Source organism: Bradyrhizobium sp. WSM4873, from assembly GCF_055811355.1.
This window is the reverse complement of record NZ_JBVVPS010000024.1, coordinates 99,516-117,823: the sequence shown is the minus strand read 5'-3', so window position 1 is coordinate 117,823 and position 18,308 is coordinate 99,516. Positions and strand designations below refer to the sequence as shown.

Annotated in this window: 18 protein-coding genes and 1 tRNA gene; 12 read left to right on the top strand and 7 right to left on the bottom strand. The window is 63.6% G+C overall.

Features of this window, described 5'->3' with window-relative positions:
- Positions 1–500 precede the first annotated feature (500 nt).
- The gene (locus AC0L21_RS27280) at positions 501–923 is read right to left on the bottom strand and encodes a response regulator (protein WP_473264805.1); all 423 of its coding nucleotides are present in this window, start codon (positions 921–923) and stop codon (positions 501–503) included.
- A 739-nt stretch (positions 924–1,662) separates the two neighbouring features.
- Between AC0L21_RS27280 and AC0L21_RS27275 the strand changes: the two genes are divergently transcribed.
- The 3 genes from AC0L21_RS27275 to AC0L21_RS27265 all read left to right on the top strand — a co-directional run bounded on the left by AC0L21_RS27275 (position 1,663) and on the right by AC0L21_RS27265 (position 3,306).
- Complete coding sequence (locus tag AC0L21_RS27275; protein WP_473264801.1) at positions 1,663–2,361, top strand: Crp/Fnr family transcriptional regulator; 699 nt, start codon at positions 1,663–1,665, stop codon at positions 2,359–2,361.
- 157 nt (positions 2,362–2,518) lie between these two features.
- Positions 2,519–2,896 carry an Hpt domain-containing protein gene (locus AC0L21_RS27270; protein WP_473264800.1) on the top strand — a complete coding sequence of 126 codons (378 nt, stop codon included), beginning with the start codon at positions 2,519–2,521 and terminating at the stop codon, positions 2,894–2,896.
- Between the two features lie 161 nt (positions 2,897–3,057).
- Entirely contained in the window at positions 3,058–3,306 is a 249-nt protein-coding gene (locus AC0L21_RS27265) for a hypothetical protein (protein ID WP_007604412.1), read from the top strand.
- 75 nt (positions 3,307–3,381) lie between these two features.
- Here AC0L21_RS27265 and AC0L21_RS27260 read toward each other — a convergent pair whose 3' ends face one another.
- Positions 3,382–4,005 (bottom strand): helix-turn-helix transcriptional regulator, encoded by a 624-nt coding sequence (locus AC0L21_RS27260; RefSeq protein ID WP_473264799.1) that lies wholly within the window; start codon positions 4,003–4,005, stop codon positions 3,382–3,384.
- 340 nt (positions 4,006–4,345) lie between these two features.
- Between AC0L21_RS27260 and AC0L21_RS27255 the strand changes: the two genes are divergently transcribed.
- Both AC0L21_RS27255 and AC0L21_RS27250 read left to right on the top strand, forming a co-directional pair.
- A complete protein-coding gene (locus AC0L21_RS27255) occupies positions 4,346–5,509 on the top strand; it encodes a hypothetical protein (protein ID WP_473264797.1) in 1,164 nt (387 codons plus the stop codon).
- A 544-nt stretch (positions 5,510–6,053) separates the two neighbouring features.
- Entirely contained in the window at positions 6,054–7,262 is a 1,209-nt protein-coding gene (locus AC0L21_RS27250; protein WP_473264795.1) for an EAL domain-containing protein, read from the top strand.
- Between the two features lie 13 nt (positions 7,263–7,275).
- Here the strand turns inward: AC0L21_RS27250 and AC0L21_RS27245 are convergent, their stop codons facing one another.
- Complete coding sequence (locus AC0L21_RS27245; protein ID WP_473264794.1) at positions 7,276–8,136, bottom strand: DMT family transporter; 861 nt, start codon at positions 8,134–8,136, stop codon at positions 7,276–7,278.
- Between the two features lie 71 nt (positions 8,137–8,207).
- Here AC0L21_RS27245 and AC0L21_RS27240 point away from each other — a divergent pair, with 71 nt between their 5' ends.
- Positions 8,208–8,483: a M78 family metallopeptidase domain-containing protein gene (locus tag AC0L21_RS27240; protein WP_473264793.1), complete on the top strand. Its 276-nt coding sequence runs from the start codon at positions 8,208–8,210 to the stop codon at positions 8,481–8,483.
- Positions 8,484–8,857: 374 nt separating this feature from the next.
- Here the strand turns inward: AC0L21_RS27240 and AC0L21_RS27235 are convergent.
- Together AC0L21_RS27235 and AC0L21_RS27230 are read right to left on the bottom strand one after the other, a co-directional pair.
- Positions 8,858–8,947, bottom strand: a tRNA-Ser gene (locus AC0L21_RS27235).
- Positions 8,948–9,399: 452 nt separating this feature from the next.
- On the bottom strand, positions 9,400–10,545 hold the full coding sequence (locus tag AC0L21_RS27230) for an ROK family protein (protein ID WP_473264791.1): 1,146 nt from the start codon (positions 10,543–10,545) through the stop codon (positions 9,400–9,402).
- Positions 10,546–10,878: 333 nt separating this feature from the next.
- Here AC0L21_RS27230 and rplU point away from each other — a divergent pair, with 333 nt between their 5' ends.
- From rplU to AC0L21_RS27215, 3 genes are all read left to right on the top strand, one after another.
- Positions 10,879–11,268 carry a 50S ribosomal protein L21 gene (gene rplU / locus AC0L21_RS27225; protein WP_473264790.1) on the top strand — a complete coding sequence of 130 codons (390 nt, stop codon included), beginning with the start codon at positions 10,879–10,881 and terminating at the stop codon, positions 11,266–11,268.
- A 97-nt stretch (positions 11,269–11,365) separates the two neighbouring features.
- Positions 11,366–11,635, top strand: coding sequence for a 50S ribosomal protein L27 (gene rpmA, locus AC0L21_RS27220; RefSeq protein WP_007598923.1), 270 nt, complete (start codon positions 11,366–11,368; stop codon positions 11,633–11,635).
- Positions 11,636–11,790: 155 nt separating this feature from the next.
- Positions 11,791–12,384, top strand: coding sequence for a GNAT family N-acetyltransferase (locus tag AC0L21_RS27215; RefSeq protein ID WP_473264789.1), 594 nt, complete (start codon positions 11,791–11,793; stop codon positions 12,382–12,384).
- A gap of 177 nt (positions 12,385–12,561) precedes the next feature.
- Here the strand turns inward: AC0L21_RS27215 and AC0L21_RS27210 are convergent, their stop codons facing one another.
- Positions 12,562–13,476, bottom strand: coding sequence for a DMT family transporter (locus tag AC0L21_RS27210; RefSeq protein WP_473264787.1), 915 nt, complete (start codon positions 13,474–13,476; stop codon positions 12,562–12,564).
- A 127-nt stretch (positions 13,477–13,603) separates the two neighbouring features.
- Between AC0L21_RS27210 and AC0L21_RS27205 the strand changes: the two genes are divergently transcribed.
- The 3 genes from AC0L21_RS27205 to AC0L21_RS27195 all read left to right on the top strand — a co-directional run bounded on the left by AC0L21_RS27205 (position 13,604) and on the right by AC0L21_RS27195 (position 17,113).
- The gene (locus tag AC0L21_RS27205; protein ID WP_473264786.1) at positions 13,604–14,083 is read left to right on the top strand and encodes a MaoC family dehydratase; all 480 of its coding nucleotides are present in this window, start codon (positions 13,604–13,606) and stop codon (positions 14,081–14,083) included.
- Between the two features lie 113 nt (positions 14,084–14,196).
- Entirely contained in the window at positions 14,197–15,237 is a 1,041-nt protein-coding gene (gene obgE / locus AC0L21_RS27200) for a GTPase ObgE (protein WP_473264785.1), read from the top strand.
- 241 nt (positions 15,238–15,478) lie between these two features.
- Complete coding sequence (locus AC0L21_RS27195; RefSeq protein WP_473264784.1) at positions 15,479–17,113, top strand: alkaline phosphatase family protein; 1,635 nt, start codon at positions 15,479–15,481, stop codon at positions 17,111–17,113.
- Between the two features lie 132 nt (positions 17,114–17,245).
- Here the strand turns inward: AC0L21_RS27195 and AC0L21_RS27190 are convergent, their stop codons facing one another.
- Positions 17,246–18,211: a Bug family tripartite tricarboxylate transporter substrate binding protein gene (locus tag AC0L21_RS27190; RefSeq protein WP_473264783.1), complete on the bottom strand. Its 966-nt coding sequence runs from the start codon at positions 18,209–18,211 to the stop codon at positions 17,246–17,248.
- Between the last annotated feature and the right edge of the window lie 97 nt (positions 18,212–18,308).

The window sequence follows — 18,308 nt, the reverse complement described above, 5'->3', positions numbered from 1 at the left end:
CTTCACCAGCTGATTGTCCACGGTGTCCAGGCTCTCACTGGTTTCCGTCAAAAACTCCCGCAACAGATCATCCATGAGCTACGCCTTACTGACCTGGATCTGGACCTCGACACCCGAGCCGCGCTGGCATGAGCGGAAGTCCCCACCTTGGATCGTTAGACATCCCCTTTCACGGTCCCGTTAATTTCATCCTCCGTGCTAATACGGATATTGACGACAAGTTTGCCGTTCGACCGCATGCGACAGCGTTTTTCGGCAAAACCGGCCCCACGCCGCAACGGCGAGACGCGTGAGGTGAACGTGCCGATAACAGCGGGACCAGGCGCGCGGGAAAGCCCTGCTTGTGAAGGACGATATGCGCGGTCTTCGCGGAATTGGATCGAACCGCCTGCAATCCGCGGCGGTCCCGCCACTTTCGCTTGGTGCTTTGCCGGGATACGCAAGACCCGCATTTGCGGTAAACGAACCGTTACCCGCGTCCACTGCGGCCGGTGCCGGCGCTAACCCAGGCGCGCGGCCGAGACGAGGTCGCCGTGGGGACGGTGCTCCGCCAGGCAATCGGTGATGGCGGCGAGCAGCGCGTGCGGCGTGAACGGCTTGCGCAGACACCGCGCCGCACCGAGCTCCAGCGCCATCCGGAGGAAATCGGGGGCTGGCGAATTCAGATTTGCGAACGCGTAGCCGGACATCGCGATTAGCGGAACGGCCGGCGCGCCCTCGTGAAAGATCCTGACCGATTCGAACCCGCGCATGTGCGGCATGAAGATATCGATGATCATCAGATCGAACTGTTGGTGTTCGAGCGCGCGAAGTCCGGCTTCCCCTCCTTCGGCGATCGTCACCCGAAAATCGTTGCGCTGGAGATAGACCTCGATGGCCATGCAGACCATCGGGTCGTCGTCGACGACGAGAATATGGCGCAGATCTTCTGTCCCCGTTTGAGCTTCCCGATTTGGCGATTCAACAATTGAACCGTGGCGCACGCCATGCTCCTTTGCTCGAGAAATGGACTATTGAGAACGTCCTTGGCGGAGCGGGAAAGAAGATTGACGCGGAATCTGCGGCCACGCTGCGCCAAACTCCGAAGCAGCGTTTGACGACGGCAGCCACTCGTCCGACCAAAGAGAGTGCACGGATCGACCGGCGTCCGATGACAGCGCGGATGCAGTGCTTCCGGCCCATGAAGGCCCCCTTGCCGCTTTTACCTGCACAACGTCGCAGGGCTGGCGCGCCGGCTGATGAGCGAATCAGCGGGCAATTCTCATTTCCGCCGCAAATGGCCCAGCTTGTCTGCCCCCCAACGGGTATACGCAGGGCGACACAACCATTACAATAAGGTTTGCTGCCGCACAACCGGATGACGAACCGGACGCGGCGCGGATCAGTTCGAAACGCATCGGATCAACCATGACCGCGACCGTCCTCCGACCGATGCTCCAGTCGACCGATCTGGATCTGCTGGGACAACAGCTCGGCACCTTGGAAATGGTCAGTGAATCTGTCTTGGCGAGGCCGACGTGCAGCGGCGCTGACTGCGATCGGACAACTTGTCCCAATTGCCAATATATCCCGACGGGAACATGATGGAACTTACCCGGACGGCAAGCAGTTTCGGGGGCTGCGGCCCACTGGTCCGGGAGACGGGAGGCTACTTTGGAAACGATGGTGCGTTCCTCCAACGGCTTCCTGTCCGCGCTGTCGGCAGACGATTATGAATTGATCCGCCCGCACCTGCGTACGGGCGATCTGCCGCATGACGCGGTGCTGGTCGAGACCGGCGAAACGCTCAAGCGCGCCTACTTTCCTCATCGCGGCGTCATCTCGCTGGTGGTGGAGCTCGCCAGGGGCGAGCACGTGCAAGTCGCCATGATCGGCCGAGACAGCCTGCTCGGAACGCTCTCGACCATGGGGGATGCCTGCGCGCTGAACACGGCCATCGTGCTGGTTCCCGGCTCCGCCTCGATGATGGACCTCGACCGGCTGCGCGTCGCGGCCGACCAGAGCGGCACCCTGCGGACGCTGCTCACGCGTCACGGACTGGCGGTCTACGCGCAGGTGCAGCAGACCGCGGGCTGCAACGCCGCCCATCCGGTGGAGTCGCGGCTGTCGCGCTGCCTGCTGCACACCCATGACCTCTCCGGCGACTACCGGCTGCTGCTGACCCAGGAGGCGATGGCACAGATGATCGGCGCTCGGCGCAACAGCGTGTCGCTGGTCGCCAATACCTTGCAGCAGGCGAATTTCATCAACTACAGCCGCGGACACATCCAGATCCTCAACCTGGACGGCCTGCGCCAGACGGCGTGCGAATGCTACGCCACCGTGAAGGCGCAGTATGACCGGCTGCTCGGCCCGCGCTGACCGGTTCTGCGGCGTGGTAAACCGGCTGCTAATTCCGGCCCGCAAACGCGGATTGTCCTGCTATCGGAACTGAAATCCAGATGCCGTAGACACGGACGTGCCGCGCGCGCCTGTACGGGCCGGCGGCAAACGAACCGTGATCGAGGCAGGCCAAACCATGTTCGAAGTCACCGTCGCGCCCGCGCAGACAGCGCTCGATGCCGAGCCGACGCGCGAACCGGGCGCGTATCAGGCGCTGGTGCGCGAGATCGGCGAGGACGGTGCTTGCGAAGTGCGCGACGTGTTCTGGAGCGAGACCTGCGCGCGTCTGCAATTGTTCCGCACGCTCTCGCTCGCGCAGCACCATGGCAGGATCGCGCGCGAAGCGCATTCGCTGAAGAGCGCGGCCGGAACGTTCGGCTATGTCAGGCTCGCGGTGCTGGCGCTGCGGCTGGAGACGACCGCGGAGAGGCTCGGCGACGCCGGATTTCGCGACCTCCTGGACCTGATGGACGCGGCCTACGCCGCCGCACGCGCGCAGGAGCCGGCGGACTAGATTCTTATTTGAGGCGTTTTCTTCACGCCAAACGGTATTCACTTCCCTCGAAAACGCTCCAACCACTCACGCGTGCATGCCCGCCGTACTTCTACGGCTTGGGATTTTCACAGATGGCTAATCATAGGCAGCGATAGTCGCCGGAAACCAGGAGGGTTTCCATGTTCACCTACGAGACCGCGGACCAGAAAGAAGTTCGCCGCTTCCGCATCGCACAGTTCAACGGCCGGATGGCAACGGTGGCCGCTGGCGAGGCGACGGTGACCGGCTTCGTGCGTTCGGTGCTGGAGCAGGAATCGAGCATGCCGCCCCGCTGGACCATCACGATCATTCCCAACGTGCCGAAGGAGGAGCTCAAGCCGCTGCGACCCTCGCCGCGCGCGCGTCCCTTCGCCGAAGATTATTTCTGAGCGTAGTCGAAGCCCCGGGTCTTCCACGTCTCACGCTTGGGCCTCGTCGCTGGCGGGCGGCCCGGGCAAGAGCCTTCAGTCGATCGAATGCAGCAGCGCCGCACGGACGAGGTCCGCCGTGTTGCGCGCACCGAGCTTCCGCATAGCCTCGGCGCGATGGCTCTCGAAGGTGCGCGGACTGATCTGCATCCGAAGCGCACCCTGCTTGTTCGAATATCCCTCGCTGATCAGCCTCAGCACTTCGCGCTCGCGCTTGGTCAGCCGCTTCTGCCCTGACAGGCCGTGCATTTCGGCGCTCGGCACGCGCTGCGGCTGTGGTGCGCGCGCGAGCTTTGGTTCGGCGTCCTCGGCCCTGGACGCGGTCGGCAGGCCGCCCGTGGGCGAACCGGCCAGCCGTTTGACGAGGCCACAAACCCGCTCGGTCTGCACCAGCGCATTCTCCACCACCCGCTGCAGATAGGCACGGTCGCCCGTCACCGGCGCGAGCTGATCGCTGTGATGCTTGATCTCGCCCATGTAGAGCAGGAGCGCCGTGAGGGGACCGTTGAGCTCGCGGGCAATGGCGGCGGCCATTTCGTCGGCCGCCTCGGCACGGGCGGCGTTCAGACGGACGACATCGAGCTCTTCAGTTGGAGCGGCGTTGCTTTCGTACCATCCCGACGGCCGCGAATCAGTGGCCGTATCATTCTGTGACCCCATGTCACTCGTTTAGCGGAACCCAACGCGATCTGTGGTTAACTTTTTGCTCCGTAAGACTACGGTGAATTTGGCAGTTTTGTGCTGAAAGCCCGGCACAGGCACACTTTATGCTTGAGTGGCAATGTCCCTCGACATTCTTAGGTTGCGGAACCTGCCCAAATGGTGGGCGGATGACCCGAAGCCTTCTTAACGATCCGATCCGCGCCGAATACCTCCGGCGCCGGATTTTACGGATATATTAACGGCGGCTTGCTTCTCTATGTCGCAATTGAGAGCGCGCAAATGCCTCCATGCATTGGGCCGGTAGGCCTGCTGGAATCGTTGCGGAAGATTGCGTGCCATGAACGAGATCGACCAGCTATCGAACTTCCTGCAGAAGCTGACGCCGCTGTCGCGTAGCTGCCTGCTCAGCGAACTCGAACGGCTGGAGCTGTGCGGCATCGACATGCCGGGCTCGTCCGACCTCCAGTCCCGGTTGCGCGCCGAATTTCGCAAGGACGGATCGAGCCAGGCGCGCGCCACCAGCCCCTCGCGCCATTTCTTTGCACCGCTCGAGCTGCTCCTGATCGACGGCGCGCCCGAGCATGCCAATATGGGGCGGATTTCGCGCAACACCCTCACCCCGATCTGGGAGTGGATCTGCCGCGACCTGCTGCCGACCATGGCGCGCGACTACATCAAGGCAATCAACGACCAGGTCGCCGCCAACAACCCGAAGGAAGTGCAAAAGATCGCATCGACCTTCCAGACCAAGGTCGTCAAGGTTCTCGAAAGCACCCTCGCATCAGCGGAGAGCACCGAGTTCGCGCGCGGCAAGCTCGCGCAATATACGGCATCGCGCACCGCCTTCGACGACGTGAAGAAGATGCAACATGTCCTGCGCGCCGGCGCCGCGCTGCCGAAGTTCAACGAAAGGCTGCCCGAGAAGATCGCGAAGTTCGACGACGGCCAGGTTGATCAGATCACCGCACGATTGGACGCCTTCAAGAAAGCCCATCCCGAGGCGCTGCCGTTCGCGCTGACGCTGGTGGCGAGGCGGCTGAAGACGTTCTGGCAATTGGTGCGCCTTGCCACCAAGGCCGCCGCGAGCAAGAGCGCTGCCGATGTCGCCGCCACGCCCTATGCCTGCGTCGTTCACATGGTGCTCGACCAGCTCGACGACAGGCGCCTCGCCTTGCGCATCGCGCTCCGGCACAACCGGGTGCTGATCGCGCGCGACCTGCTCGCCGAGATCTATGAGACCGAATATGCGCTCAAGGTTCGGATCGACGGCATCGAGCAGTGTGAGTGGGGCATTCGGCTCCAGCAATTGATGGACGCGATCGCGGCGCTGGTGTCCGCCGAGGTGAGCCGCTTCCCCTCCAATGTCGGCCACATTCTCGGTTCGCGCCGGCTGCGCAGCCACGACACGCTCGGTGGAAAGCTGTCCTATCTGGCCTGGAAGGGACGCGATGCGATCGAGGACGGCGCGGCCGCGTTGCGCAAGCTGATCGGCCAAACCTGATCCCGCGCTAATGCGCGCGCGGCAGGCACAGGAAGCGATCGAGAAATCGCCCTGACAGCACGAACCTGAACCACCAATACATTATTCGCCGCGACGTCATTGCTGCGATCCTCGACAGCCCACCACCGGCTGCCCACAGCAATAGCGCACGTGCAGCAATCCGCTTGTGATGTGCTTCACATTGGCGCCGGCGCGCACCGGCGCGTTGTCGCAGAACCGTCACGAGCGAGCCGGGAAAAATGCGCGCATGACGCGCAATTGAGGCGCTCCATTATTCAGTTGGGCGAGGCGCGCGCGGCTTGGTCCAATTGCAGGACAGTGCGCGTGCATGCAGCCGCACGGCACGTCGCGAAATCTCCAGTGATTGGCGCAACCCTGCGCCCGGTGCGCGGGCAGACGTAAAAACTTCTCGACCGAGACGCAGACAATTTTAGACATGATGGGTGCTTTAACGTTACCCAGATAATTCGACAATCGACTGAAGCCTTCCATATTTGAAACTGCTCACGTCGCTAACACACCGCACGGAACGGGAGTGCTTGCGATGAACGACGACATTGTAGAACTCGCCGAACGAAGGCCGAAGACCTTCGGACGGCGAAAGATGAAGCCGCGCGCCTGCGTGGCCGACGGCAAGCGCCATCTGCGCGCGTTTCTCGCGGAAGTGCTGGAGGATCTCGGCTTCGTCACCACCGAATGCGCCAGCGCCGAGGAGCTGCAGAGCGTGCTGACGAGCGAACTGCCCGACCTGATCCTGCTCGGCATCGCCGCCGACGGCATCGAGCCCGGCAAATTTCTGGAGACGCTGGTGCGCGAGGCCTTCGACGGCAGGGTTCTGACTGTCGGCGCCCGCGAGTCGATCATCGTCAAGGCGGTGCAGCAGGTCGGCGAGGAATACGGCCTCAAGATGCTGCCGCCGCTGACCACGCCCTTTGCCGCGGAGACGCTGCGCGACCGTGTCGCGATGCTGTTGCCCGAGGAGCCGGCGCCGAGCCCGGCCGTGCATGTCGGCGAGGCCCTGCACGCCGGCTGGCTCGAGCTCTGGTACCAGCCCAAGATCGACGCGCGCACGCTGATCCGCAACGGCGCCGAGGCGCTGGTGCGGATGCGGCATCCGACCTGGGGCGTGGTGCCGCCGGCCTATTTCATCCCCGAAGAGCACGACCCGCATCTGCGCGACCTCTCCGAATTCGTGATCGAGCGCGCCATGCAGGACTGGCACTATCTGCTGGAGCAGCAGAGTCCGGTCGACCTCGCGATCAATTTGCCGGCGTCATATCTGAAGGAGCCGCAGGCCGTGCGCGATCTCTGCCGCCGCATGCCGACGCATCCGGCGTTCGGCGGGCTGACGATCGAGATCGACAGCGAGGAGGCGATCCGCGACCTCGATCTCCTGGTCGAGGTCGCCCGCGAACTGCGTTTGCACAATATCGGCCTGTCGGTCGACAATCTCGGCGCCAACTGGCCGTCGCTGATGGACCTGGGCAAAATTCCTTTCATCAAGCTGAAGGCCGACCGGCACTTCGTCACCGGCAGCGGCACTGATCGCCTCAAGCGCACGGTGTGCCGCCACATCGTCGAGCTTTCGCATGGCTATGGCGTGCACGCCGTCGCCGAGGGCGTCGAGAGCCGCGCCGACCTGGTCGCCGCCAACGAGCTCGGCTTCGACCTCGTGCAGGGTTTTCTGTTCGGCAAGCCGATGCCGCTGAAGAAGTTTGCGCGGAGCACGCTGACGCGGACGGTGATGGGGTGAGAGTGAGGCGGTCTCAGGCAAACCGCCGCGCGAAGAACACGCAGGCGACCACCAGTGCGGTCGCCACGATCATGCTCCAGGCAACCGGTTCGTGCAGAAGCCAGCCTGCCAGCGCGAGGCCGAAGAACGGCTGGAGCTGCTGCAACTGGCCGACGCGGGCGATGCCGCCGATCGCGAGCCCGCGGTACCAGAAGATGAAACCGACGAACATGCTGAAGACCGACACGTAGGCGAGCCCGATCCAGGCGGGCACGCTGACGCCGCTCCATGTCGACGGCCAGGTGAGAATCGCGACCGGCAGCATCAGCGGCAGCGACAGCAGCAGCGCCCAGGAGATCACCTGCCAGCCGCCGAGCCGGCGCGACAGCGCGGCGCCTTCGGCATAGCCGAGCCCGCACAGCACGATCGCCGCGACCATCAGCAGATCGCCGGTGAGCGATGCGGTGCCGTCGTTGGACAGCGCAAAACCCGCGACGGTGGCGCTGCCGAGAACAGCGAACAGCCAGAACATCGGCTGCGGCCGCTCGCCGCCGCGCAGCACGCCGAAGATCGCGGTCGACAGCGGCAATAGCCCGATGAAGACGATCGAATGCGCCGAGGTGATGTGCTGGAGCGCGAGCGCCGTCAGCAGGGGAAAACCGACCACGACCCCGATGGCGACGATGACGAGCGAGACGAGATCCTTGCGCTGAGGCCGCGCCTGACGGAGCAGGAAGAGCACGGCCACACCGATCAGCGCCGCGATGACCGCGCGCGCCGAGGTCAGGAACAGCGCGGAGAACCCGCCGACCGCCACCCGCGTCGCCGGCAGCGAGCCGCTGAAGATGATGACGCCAAGAAGCCCGTTGCCCCAGCCGCTGCCGGAAGATTGCATGTCCGTCTCGTCTTGTCGGTGGTGATTGCGCACACGTCGCGCTTCATTTTGCAACGCTCGTAAAGGGTGACATGGTTTTCATCGACGATATGGAAATTCGTAGTGAGGACGAATACGAACGCGAAGCCGATGACCTCGCAAGAGAGTCCCTCATCCCTTCAGATATTCTGAACCAGATTAATTGGGGCCCGGAGACAACGTTTGATGATCTTACAACACTCGCAGCGCGTGCCCGCGTTCACCCCTCCATTGCCGCTGGCCGTTGGCAGAAAGATCATCACAATTACAAAAGATTTTCACGACTGATCGAGCGAAATGCCATTCGAGAAATGTTTGATGTGGAGTGATTTTCCTAGGCTCCTGCCATCTGCAACCTCTATCCGCTACAACTAACTAGGTGGCAATCCGCCCGCTATTCAGCGAACCACGCCGGCGAGCGTCCATTCTCATCGAGGGCGCACTCGCGCGACGTACGCCGGCATCGGCGAGCCTTTGACCGCCAAATACCAGTTCGGCTAATGCATCGCCTGCTGCGACCCAAGCCGACGAACAAGGTAAGTCGGCGCGCCTCGCCGGCGGCTGGTGCTGCCCGTATTCGGGGCTGCGTGGTCATGGACTACCTCGGGGGATACACGCTTCCGCACTTGCACACTCACGCAGGCCGGAAGCGCGACTTTTCAAGGTTTCTGCGCGAAGCAAGTGTCGGATAGGATCTCAATACTGGCGGAGAGGGAGGGATTCGAACCCCCGATAGGCTTGCACCTATGCCGCATTTCGAGTGCGGTGCATTCGACCACTCTGCCACCTCTCCTGAAGGCGCCAAGTAAGGAGCATGGCCCCTGTGGTTCGGGCGTTAATAGGCGAGGACGGCGGGCCAGACAAGGCGCGAAAGGGGAAAATCCGCTGCCTGTTTCACCGCTTCCGCTCTGTTTCTCGCCGCGCTATCAATAACCGGCACCGTTTCCTGGGCTACCCCCCTCCCTGGCCCTCCCCCACATCCGCCTTCGCCCGAAGGCGGGCTTCGGCGAGACAATCGCGGGGGAGGGAACGCACCTTTATCGAGGCGCGAGCCCGTCTCATTCATTATGCGCTGAAAAAGGGGTGGGACCGCCAGACGCGGTAAACACTGGCGGTCCCGGTGCCGCTCATTGAAATACTGGCTGGGAAGGGCGGCTTCGCCAGCCAGGTGAGGCGACGGTTCCGACCGTAGCGTGCGGCCAGTGCACCGCAACGCAATCCGGTCCTTAACCTAACCAGTCAAGGTTACTCCTTGTCGGTCTTGGCTTTTTTCTTCCCGTTCTCCGTGGAATCGCGGTCTTTGCCGTTATCCTTGTCCTTGCCGTTGTCCTTGCGGCGGTTGGTGAAGCGGGCATTGCCCAGCCCGGTGCCGATGGTGAGCACGCCCCAGCGATCGACGTCCTGCATGAACGGCACCTCGGAGAGGCCCTGAACCACGCCGTCATTGTGCATCAGGATCGCGGTGTCGTGCTCGCCGATGGAAGGGATGCCCTCGAGCAGGCTCGCCGGCAGGTTGAACTTGCTGCTCTCCCAATTGCCCGGCAGGTTCTGCGCGCCTTTCTCAATGGAGCCGTCCGCGTTGATCACGCCGGGACAGGCAATGCCGATGAACGGCGCCAGCTTGAAGCCTTCCTTCTCGGCCTCGGTGATCAGCCCTTTCAGCATCTTGGTGAGCCGCTTCACCGCGCCTTCGCGCGTCGGCTCGTCGTCGGCATGACGCCACAGCTCGGACTTCACGACCTTGGCTTTCGACAGGTCTTTCGCCTTTTTCCAGCTGGTCTCCACCAGGCCGCAGCGGATGTTGGTGCCGCCGATATCGACGGCGAGGATGCTGTCATGAGCTTCGAAGATCCATGACGGCGCCAGATGCAGCGCGCCGATCAGGCCGGCCTCGTCGGGGTGATGGCGGATCGGCACCATGTCGATCTTGAAGCCCTCAGCGATGAGGATGATCTCGGTGCGCGCGATCGCGAGCTCGCCGAGCCGGGAATCGCGGAAACCACCGCCGACCACGATGCGCTCCGTCTTGGCCCAGGCCTTGGACTTGAGGAAACGGCGGGTGACGTAAGCGAGCTCCTGGGCAAAATCCTCGATGGCGCTGTGCACCACCGCCCAGGCCTCGGTGTCGTCGCCGACCAGGATGGCGTCCAGCGTCTTCTTGCTGATCTCGTCCGACGGTTCCTTGCCGAACGGGTCCTCGCCGGACTTGCGCAGCGGCTTGCGCCAGCGCTCGAGGATCTCGCGGAACGCGCCCTTGCTGGCGCGGTCGCCGATGAAGCCTTCGTCGTCCCTCATCTCGATGTTGAAGCTGTCGATATCCACCGACGGCAGCCGCTCGGCGCCGTGATGGGCGATGCCCGTCGTCGTCTTGACCAGCTCGTCTGTTGCCATGGTAGCCCCTTGCCCGTGTGACTGAATTCGCCGGGACAACGGCGGGGGAACCCGTTGGTTGCGACGTCGTCGGAAATTCGCCAGCGGGGCCGGATCGGGCCCAAATGCTTCAAATCCGGGCCGTTTTCGCCGGCTTTTCCTTGACTCCAGGGGATCAGCGGCTATAAATCCCGCAACCGGCGCGGGGCGTTTCTCGCGCCGCTTGTTTTTGCGTGGGTTTTCAAAGGGATAACTTCCGCCCGCACAAAACTCGCATAAACCCATAACGACTGACAAAAAGCCGGCCCCGACACTCTGTCGCGAGGCCGGGAATGAACACGAAGGAAAACAACGATGTTCGCAGTCATCAAAACCGGCGGCCGGCAGTACCGCGTCGTTCCGGATGATGTCCTGGAAGTAGGCAAGATCGAAGGCGAAGTCGGCTCGATCGTGCAGCTCAATGAAGTTCTCCTGGTCGGCGGCGACACGCCGATCCTGGGTCTGCCCACGGTCGCAGGCGCCTCCGTTGCGGTCGAGGTGCTCGACCACAAGCGCGGTCCCAAGGTCATCGCTTTCAAGAAGCGCCGCCGCAAGAACTCGCGCCGCAAGCGCGGCTATCGCGACGAGATTACCGTGCTGCGCATCTCGGAGATCCTGACGGACGGCGCCAAGCCCACCAAGGGACCGCGTCCGAAGCGGGAGAAGGTCGCCAAGGAAACGACCACCGAAGAGGCCGCCGCATAATTTGATCACGCGCCATCACGAATTGATGCGTGAGAAATTGTGAAATGATTCCGTCAAGGAATTGATCTAGAAATACGTAGAATTTCGGAGACGAGCCATGGCTCACAAAAAAGCAGGCGGTTCATCGCGCAACGGTCGCGATTCCAAGGGCAAGCGCCTCGGTATCAAGGCGTTCGGCGGGGAAGTTGTGATTCCCGGCAACATCATTGCGCGTCAGCGCGGCACCACCTGGCATCCCGGCCTTAATGTCGGCATGGGCACGGACCACACCTTGTTCGCCAAGGTCGAGGGCCGCGTAACGTTCCAGGCCAAAGCCAACGGCCGCACCTTCATCTCGGTGCTCCCGCTCGCAGAGGCGGCTGAATAGACGGTGGATCAAATTTGGAGTCCGCCGGGTCCCAGACCGAACCGGCGGAGTCCTTGAGATCAAAATAGATCGAAGGCTCCAGGGGAGGCGGGAAACCGGCCTCCCCTTTCGTTTGCGTGCTCACTTTTCACTTAGTGACTTCGACGGAGCCGGACATGTTGCAGGACTTTTCGAGCGTGACCTTGCGGGAGGCGAGACCGAGCGGCGTCGCCACCGAGCGGCTGACGTTGCGGCGGCCGACCCTCGCCGACGTCAGGACCATCGCCCTCCTCGCCAACGACCGTCGCGTCGCCGAAAACACCAGGCGCCTCCCGCATCCCTATTCGCAGGACGACGCCGTCGCCTTCGTCCGCGCGACCGCCGCGCCGGGCGGCGAGACCGTATTCCTGATCGAGCATGACAGCGGCCCCATCGGCATGGTCGGCATCGACCGCTCGACGCCCGACAATGCCGAGCTCGGCTATTGGCTCGGCGTCGAGCATTGGGGCCGGGGCTTTGCCACCGAAGCCGCGCGCGGCGCGATCGACTTCTTCTTCGAGGAGTTCGAGGACGATCATCTCCATGCAGGCGCGCGCGTCACCAACCCGGCGTCGCGCAACGTGCTGGAGAAGTGCGGCTTCCAGTGGAGCGGGGTCCAGCTGCATCGCTTCCTGGCGCTGGGCTCGTCGACGCCCGTCGACTGCTTCCGCCTGTCACGCAGTGTGTGGGCGTCGCTGAAGAGCTGGAGCAGTGCGAGGCGGGTGAGGTAGGCCGGAGGCGCCTCAATCACAGCTGTCATCCTGGCGAAAGCCAGGACCCATTACCCCAGCGAGAAGTCGTGGCGCGAACTATCAACCACGAATCTTCGCCAAACTCCTCCCTGGGGTGATGGGTCCTGGATCGGCGCTCCGCTTGTCCAGGACGACGCTCGAATTTATCGGCTGCGATCACGCCGGCGGATTCACATCCACGTCCCCCCGCCCGAGATCGCGCTCACGCAAGTAAATATAGAACCCGGCGCCGATGATGATGGCGGCGCCGACGATGGTGGCGATCTCGGGCACGTCGCCGAACACGACGAAGCCGAAGATCACCGCCCAGACGATCATCGAATATTGATAGGGCACGACGACGCTGGCCGGCGCCAGCTTGAGCGAGCGGTTGACGCAGAACAGCGCCGTGACCGAGACGCATCCCGCCAGCGCGAAGATCACGAGGCTGCCCGATGTCGGCGGCACCCAGTGGAACGCCGACAGCACCGCGCCCAGCAAGAACGTGCCGACGAATTGCGACGACGCCATCACGATGTCGGGCGTCTTGCGCAGGCTGCGCGTGATCAGCATCAGCGTTGCGAAGGAAAGACTGCCGCCAAGCGCGATCAGCGCCGGCAGGCTCACGGTCTGTGCCGACGGCCGCAGCGCGATCAGCACGCCGCAGAAGCCGATCAGGATCGCCGTCCAGCGCCGCCAGCCGACCTTCTCGCCGAGAAAGATCGCCGACATCGCCGTGACGAAAATGGGCCCGGCGAGATAATAGGTGATGACGTCGGCGAGCGGCAGATAAACCGTCGCAAGGAAGAAGGCCGCCACTTCCAGCGTCGACAACACGACGCGAAAAAGCTGGAGGCCCGGCCGCTCCAGATGCAGGAACTGGTGACGCTGCCGCCAGACCAGCGGCGACAGCAGCAGCAGCGCCGCGCAGGCGCGCAGGAACAGCAGCTGCCCCACCGAATAAGTCCCGACCAGGAACTTGCCCATGGCATCGCCGAACGAGAACATGAAGATCGACAGCACCATGAGCGCAATCCCGGCGAGCCGCGCCGAGCGTTCGTCATAGGCCGAGAGATTCTTGAACAGAGGCATCGAGCGCCGTTGTAATGACGCAGGCCGTCGCGACAAGCCCGCGTTGGACGAATTGAACGGATTGTCGCAGTCTCCGCGTCGCGGTAGCGACAGGTGTCTCACAAAAGAGCCAGGAAAGAGCTTAGCCATGATCGACTTCGACCCGGCCCGGCATCGCATGATCCCGGCGCAACGCTGGTTTGAGGATTTCGTGGTCGGCGAGCGCTTCGTGCTGCCGAGCCGCACGCAGACGACGGCGGTGTTCGCGGCATTCCAGACCGCGAGCGGCGATACCCATCCGGTGCATTACGATGTGGAGTATTGCCGCAGCCGCGGCATGCCGCATCTGCTCGCCCACGGTTTCCAGACGCTGATCCACACCGCACCCGGCGCGGGCCTGTTTCCGTTCATGGTCGAGGACTCCCTGGTCGGCTTCCTCGAGCAATCCAGCCGGTTCCTCAAACCGGTGTTCGCCGAGGACACAATCTATCCCGCGCTCGATGTCACCGAGCTGGTGCCGGGACGCTCGACCGGCGCGGTGACGCTCAAAAGCACCGTGTTCAACCAGCGCAAGGAGCTGGTGCTGGAGGGCACGCAGAAATTCCTGATCCGGCGCCGGCCCAACTAACGTCGTCCCGAACCTCATCTTGGGGTTAAGCACGCCCCAAAATCGCGGAAATTCGGCCGATTTGCGGGTCTATCCGGGTTGCCGCGCGGGACCGGCTGGCCTACCTATGGCCCATGAAATTCCTTGACGAAGCAAAGGTCTATATCCGCTCCGGCGACGGCGGAAACGGCTGCGTGGCGTTCCGCCGCGAAAAATTCATTGAATTCGGCGGCCCCTCCGGCGGCAATGGCGGCCGCGGCGGCAATGTCATCATCGAGGTCGCCGACGGGCTGAACACGCTGATCGACTACCGCTACCAGCAGCACTTCAAGGCCCAGAAGGGCGAGAACGGCTCGGGCTCGGACCGGCATGGCGCCAACGGCAAGTCGATCGTGCTGAAGGTCCCGATCGGCACGCAGATCTTCGACGAAGATCGCGAGACCATGATCCACGATTTCACCACTGTCGGCGAAAAGTTCGTGCTGGCCGAAGGCGGCAATGGCGGCTTCGGCAACGCGCATTTCAAGACCTCGACCAACCGCGCGCCGCGCAATGCCAATCCCGGCCAGCCCGGCGAGGAGCGCTGGATCTGGCTGCGGCTGAAGCTGATCGCGGATGCCGGCCTCGTCGGCCTGCCCAATGCCGGCAAGTCCACCTTCCTCGCCAAGGTCAGCGCGGCCAAGCCGAAGATCGCCGACTATCCCTTCACCACGCTGCATCCGCAGCTCGGTGTCGTGAATGCCGACGGCCGCGAGTTCGTGCTGGCTGATATCCCCGGCCTGATCGAAGGCGCGCATGAAGGCGTCGGTCTCGGCGACCGCTTCCTGGCCCATGTCGAGCGCTGCCGCGTGCTGCTGCATCTCATCGATGCGACCTGCGAGCATGCCGGCAAGGCCTACAAGACGGTGCGAACGGAGCTGGACGCCTATGCCGGGCAGCTCACCGACAAGATCGAGATCGTCGCGCTGAACAAGATCGACGCAGTCGAGCCGGACGAGCTGAAGAAGCAGAGGGACCGGCTGAAGCGCGCCGCCAAGAAGACGCCGCTGCTGCTCTCCGCCGTCACCGGCGACGGCGTGCAGGAAGCGCTGCGCGCGTTGGCGGATGTGATCGGCGAGAGCCCGGTCTCCGCGAAAGCGAAGAGCGCGGCCGAAGCGGAGCCGTGGTCGGTTTGAACGCTCTCCCCACGGTCGTCCCGGCGAAGGCCGGGACCCATACCGCGTGATCTGTCGGTTGGGGATGGTCTTAGTACCGAACTACTAGTCTTCGCCAAACTACTCCCTGTGGCTATGGGTCCCGGCCTTCGCCGGGACGACGCTGGAATGTGCAGCCACGACCTCGCGCGTCACCGCCCTGCTTGTCTTCGCGCCCTCGATAGCGCAGCATCGACCCATCAAGACACGGCAGGGATCACGCATGGCGCGCGCGAAGAACGTTCTCTGGATCATGTGCGACCAGCTTCGCTACGACTATCTCGGCTGCACCGGCCATCCCACGCTGAAGACGCCGAACATCGACGCCATGGCGAAGCGCGGCGTGCTGTTCAGCAAGGCCTATGTGCAGTCGCCGATCTGCGGCCCCTCGCGGATGTCGTTCTACACCGGGCGCTACATGCGCTCGCACGGCTCGCACTGGAACGGCTGGCCGCTGCGCGTCGGCGAGCCCACGCTCGGCGATCACCTCAAGAAGCTCGGCGTGCGCAACGTGCTGGTCGGCAAGACCCACATGGCGCCCGACCTCGAAGGGATGAAGGCACTCGGCATCCCGCCGGAATCGATGATCGGCGTGCACGTCGCCGAATGCGGGTTCGAGCCCTATGAGCGCGACGATGGCCTGCATCCCACGGGGCGGCCGCGTCCGAAATACGACGAATATCTGCGCCAGCAGGGTTTCGATGCGCCCAATCCCTGGGAGCATTGGGCCAATTCAGGTGCGGCCGAGGACGGCTCCCTGCAAAACGGCTGGCTGCTCGTGCATGCCGACAAGGCCGCGCGCGTGCCGGACGAGCATTCCGAGACGCCCTACATGACGCGGCGCGCGATGGACTTCATCGGCGAAGCGGAGACCGACGGCAGGCCATGGTGCCTGCATCTGTCCTACATCAAGCCGCACTGGCCCTACATCGCGCCCGAACCCTACGCCAGCATGTATTCCAAGGACGACATGATTCCGGTGATCCGCTCCGAGCGCGAGCGCCAGAATCCGCATCCGGTATTCGGCGCCTATATGGACATGCGCTACTCCCGCAACATGGCGCGCGACGATGCCCGCGAGAAGGTGATCCCGACCTATATGGGCCTGATCACCCAGATCGACGACCAGATGGGTGTGCTGATGAAGTTTCTGGAGGAGCGCGGCCTCTCGGACAGCACCATGATCGTGTTCACCTCCGATCACGGCGACTATCTCGGCGATCACTGGATGGGCGAGAAGGATCTGTTCCACGAGCAGTCGGCGAAGATCCCGCTTGTTATCATCGATCCCTCGAAGGAGGCGGATGCGACGCGCGGCACGCGCAACGATGCGCTGGTCGAAGCCATCGATCTCGCGCCGACCTTCGTGGATTATTTCGGCGGCAAGGTGCCGGGCCACATCCTCGAAGGACGCTCGCTGCTGCCGCTGCTGCGCGGCGAGAGGCCGCCGGATTGGCGCAAGGTGGCTTTCTCCGAATACGATTATGTCATGCAGGACGTGCGGCTGAAGCTGAACCAGCCGATCGAGCGCTGCCGCCTGTTCATGGTGTTCGACGGCCGCTGGAAATACATCCACGCCTCCGGCTTCCGCCCGATGCTGTACGACCTCGAAACCGATCCGGAAGAGTTTCTGGATCGCGGCGACGATTCCGAGTGCGCCGGAATCATCGCGCGACTGCAGGCGGAATTGTTCGACTGGGCGCTGCATCCCAACGACCACATCACAACGTCCCGCGAGAAGATCGCGGCCTATGCCGACAACCAGCTCCAGGTGAAGGGTGGCATCCTGATCGGCATCTGGGACGAAGCCGAGCTGGCATCGATCAAGGACGGCATCGCGCAACGCGCGAAGCTGTAGGTGAGCGGAACGAGGCTCTCTCAGCTCGTCATGCCCGGGCTTGACCCGGGCATCCACGTCTTGCGTCAAGTGGCGGTGCACGTGGATGGCCGGGACAAGCCCGGCCATGACGGCGGAGAGCGGAAACAGAAACTAATTCTCGATCTTGTACCCTGTCGCCTTCACGATCGGCTGCCACAACGCGGTGTTCGCGGCGAGCTCCTTCGTCAGAGCTTCCGCGCTGCTGCCGACCGGGATCAGCCCGATCGCGGTGAGCTTTTCCTTCACCTCGGGCTTGGCGAGCGCGGCGCTTGCGGCCGCGCCGAGCTTGCTCGCGAATTCCGGCGAGCTGCCGGCGGGAAGCCACATGCCGTACCAGGCGTCGGCGACGAGATCGATGCCGCTCTCCTTCAAGGTCGGCACCTCCAAAGCAAACGGCGAACGTTCGGCGCTCGCGACCGCAATGATCTTCACGCCCTTGGCACGATGCTGCGGCAGCGCATCCGCCAAGGTGACGATGCCGAAAGAGATGTGACCGCCGATGATGTCGTTGAGGATGGGCGCGCTGCCGCGATAGGGCACGCGCGTCAGGGCAATGCCGAGGTCCTTCTCGAGCTTGGAGCCCATGAAATGCGGGATGGTGCCGTTGCTCGGCACGCCGAACGACGCCTTGTCCGGATGCGCCTTCAGCCAGGCGACAAATCCCTTAAAATCCGCGGTATCGATCGTCGGGCTGATCACGACGGCGAACTCGAACCGCGCCAGCAGCGAGACCGGGACGAAATCCCTTGCGGTATTGAAGCTCGGGGTCGTCTCCACCATCGGCAGCAGGTACATCGTGGGCCCGGTGGTCACCAGCACCATGCTGCCGTCGGGGCTGGCCCCTTTCACCGCCTTGATGCCGATCAGGCCGTCCCCGCCGGTGCGGTTCTCGACCACGACGGTGCGCTGCAGCGCCGGCGCCATCTCCTGCGCGATCAGCCGGCACAGCGTGTCGCCGCCCGCTCCCGCCGCGAACGGGAAGATCATCTTTGTCAGCCCGGCCTGAGCTTGCGCTTCGCCCGCCTGCGCCAACAACGGCAACCCGAGGCATCCGGCAATGAAGTTGCGGCGATCCATTGGTTTCCTCTTTGAGCCCATGATGGTTGGCGACAGTTAGAGCCAGACGGGCGCTCCGGACAAGCGCCGTTTACGGGGCCTGCCGCCTTGCGCCAGC

Bases quoted from the DNA above. Each gene is read 5' to 3' on its own strand.
- obgE (WP_473264785.1), top strand. From the start codon at position 14,197: ATGAAATTCCTTGACGAAGCAAAGGTCTATATCCGCTCCGGCGACGGC.
- AC0L21_RS27260 (WP_473264799.1), bottom strand. From the start codon at position 4,005: ATGGGGTCACAGAATGATACGGCCACTGATTCGCGGCCGTCGGGATGG.
- AC0L21_RS27215 (WP_473264789.1), top strand. From the start codon at position 11,791: ATGTTGCAGGACTTTTCGAGCGTGACCTTGCGGGAGGCGAGACCGAGC.
- AC0L21_RS27205 (WP_473264786.1), top strand. From the start codon at position 13,604: ATGATCGACTTCGACCCGGCCCGGCATCGCATGATCCCGGCGCAACGC.
- AC0L21_RS27245 (WP_473264794.1), bottom strand. From the start codon at position 8,136: ATGCAATCTTCCGGCAGCGGCTGGGGCAACGGGCTTCTTGGCGTCATC.
- AC0L21_RS27230 (WP_473264791.1), bottom strand. From the start codon at position 10,545: ATGGCAACAGACGAGCTGGTCAAGACGACGACGGGCATCGCCCATCAC.
- AC0L21_RS27265 (WP_007604412.1), top strand. From the start codon at position 3,058: ATGTTCACCTACGAGACCGCGGACCAGAAAGAAGTTCGCCGCTTCCGC.
- AC0L21_RS27210 (WP_473264787.1), bottom strand. From the start codon at position 13,476: ATGCCTCTGTTCAAGAATCTCTCGGCCTATGACGAACGCTCGGCGCGG.
- AC0L21_RS27195 (WP_473264784.1), top strand. From the start codon at position 15,479: ATGGCGCGCGCGAAGAACGTTCTCTGGATCATGTGCGACCAGCTTCGC.
- rplU (WP_473264790.1), top strand. From the start codon at position 10,879: ATGTTCGCAGTCATCAAAACCGGCGGCCGGCAGTACCGCGTCGTTCCG.
- AC0L21_RS27190 (WP_473264783.1), bottom strand. From the start codon at position 18,211: ATGGATCGCCGCAACTTCATTGCCGGATGCCTCGGGTTGCCGTTGTTG.
- AC0L21_RS27255 (WP_473264797.1), top strand. From the start codon at position 4,346: ATGAACGAGATCGACCAGCTATCGAACTTCCTGCAGAAGCTGACGCCG.
- AC0L21_RS27275 (WP_473264801.1), top strand. From the start codon at position 1,663: ATGGTGCGTTCCTCCAACGGCTTCCTGTCCGCGCTGTCGGCAGACGAT.
- AC0L21_RS27250 (WP_473264795.1), top strand. From the start codon at position 6,054: ATGAACGACGACATTGTAGAACTCGCCGAACGAAGGCCGAAGACCTTC.
- AC0L21_RS27240 (WP_473264793.1), top strand. From the start codon at position 8,208: ATGGTTTTCATCGACGATATGGAAATTCGTAGTGAGGACGAATACGAA.
- AC0L21_RS27270 (WP_473264800.1), top strand. From the start codon at position 2,519: ATGTTCGAAGTCACCGTCGCGCCCGCGCAGACAGCGCTCGATGCCGAG.
- rpmA (WP_007598923.1), top strand. From the start codon at position 11,366: ATGGCTCACAAAAAAGCAGGCGGTTCATCGCGCAACGGTCGCGATTCC.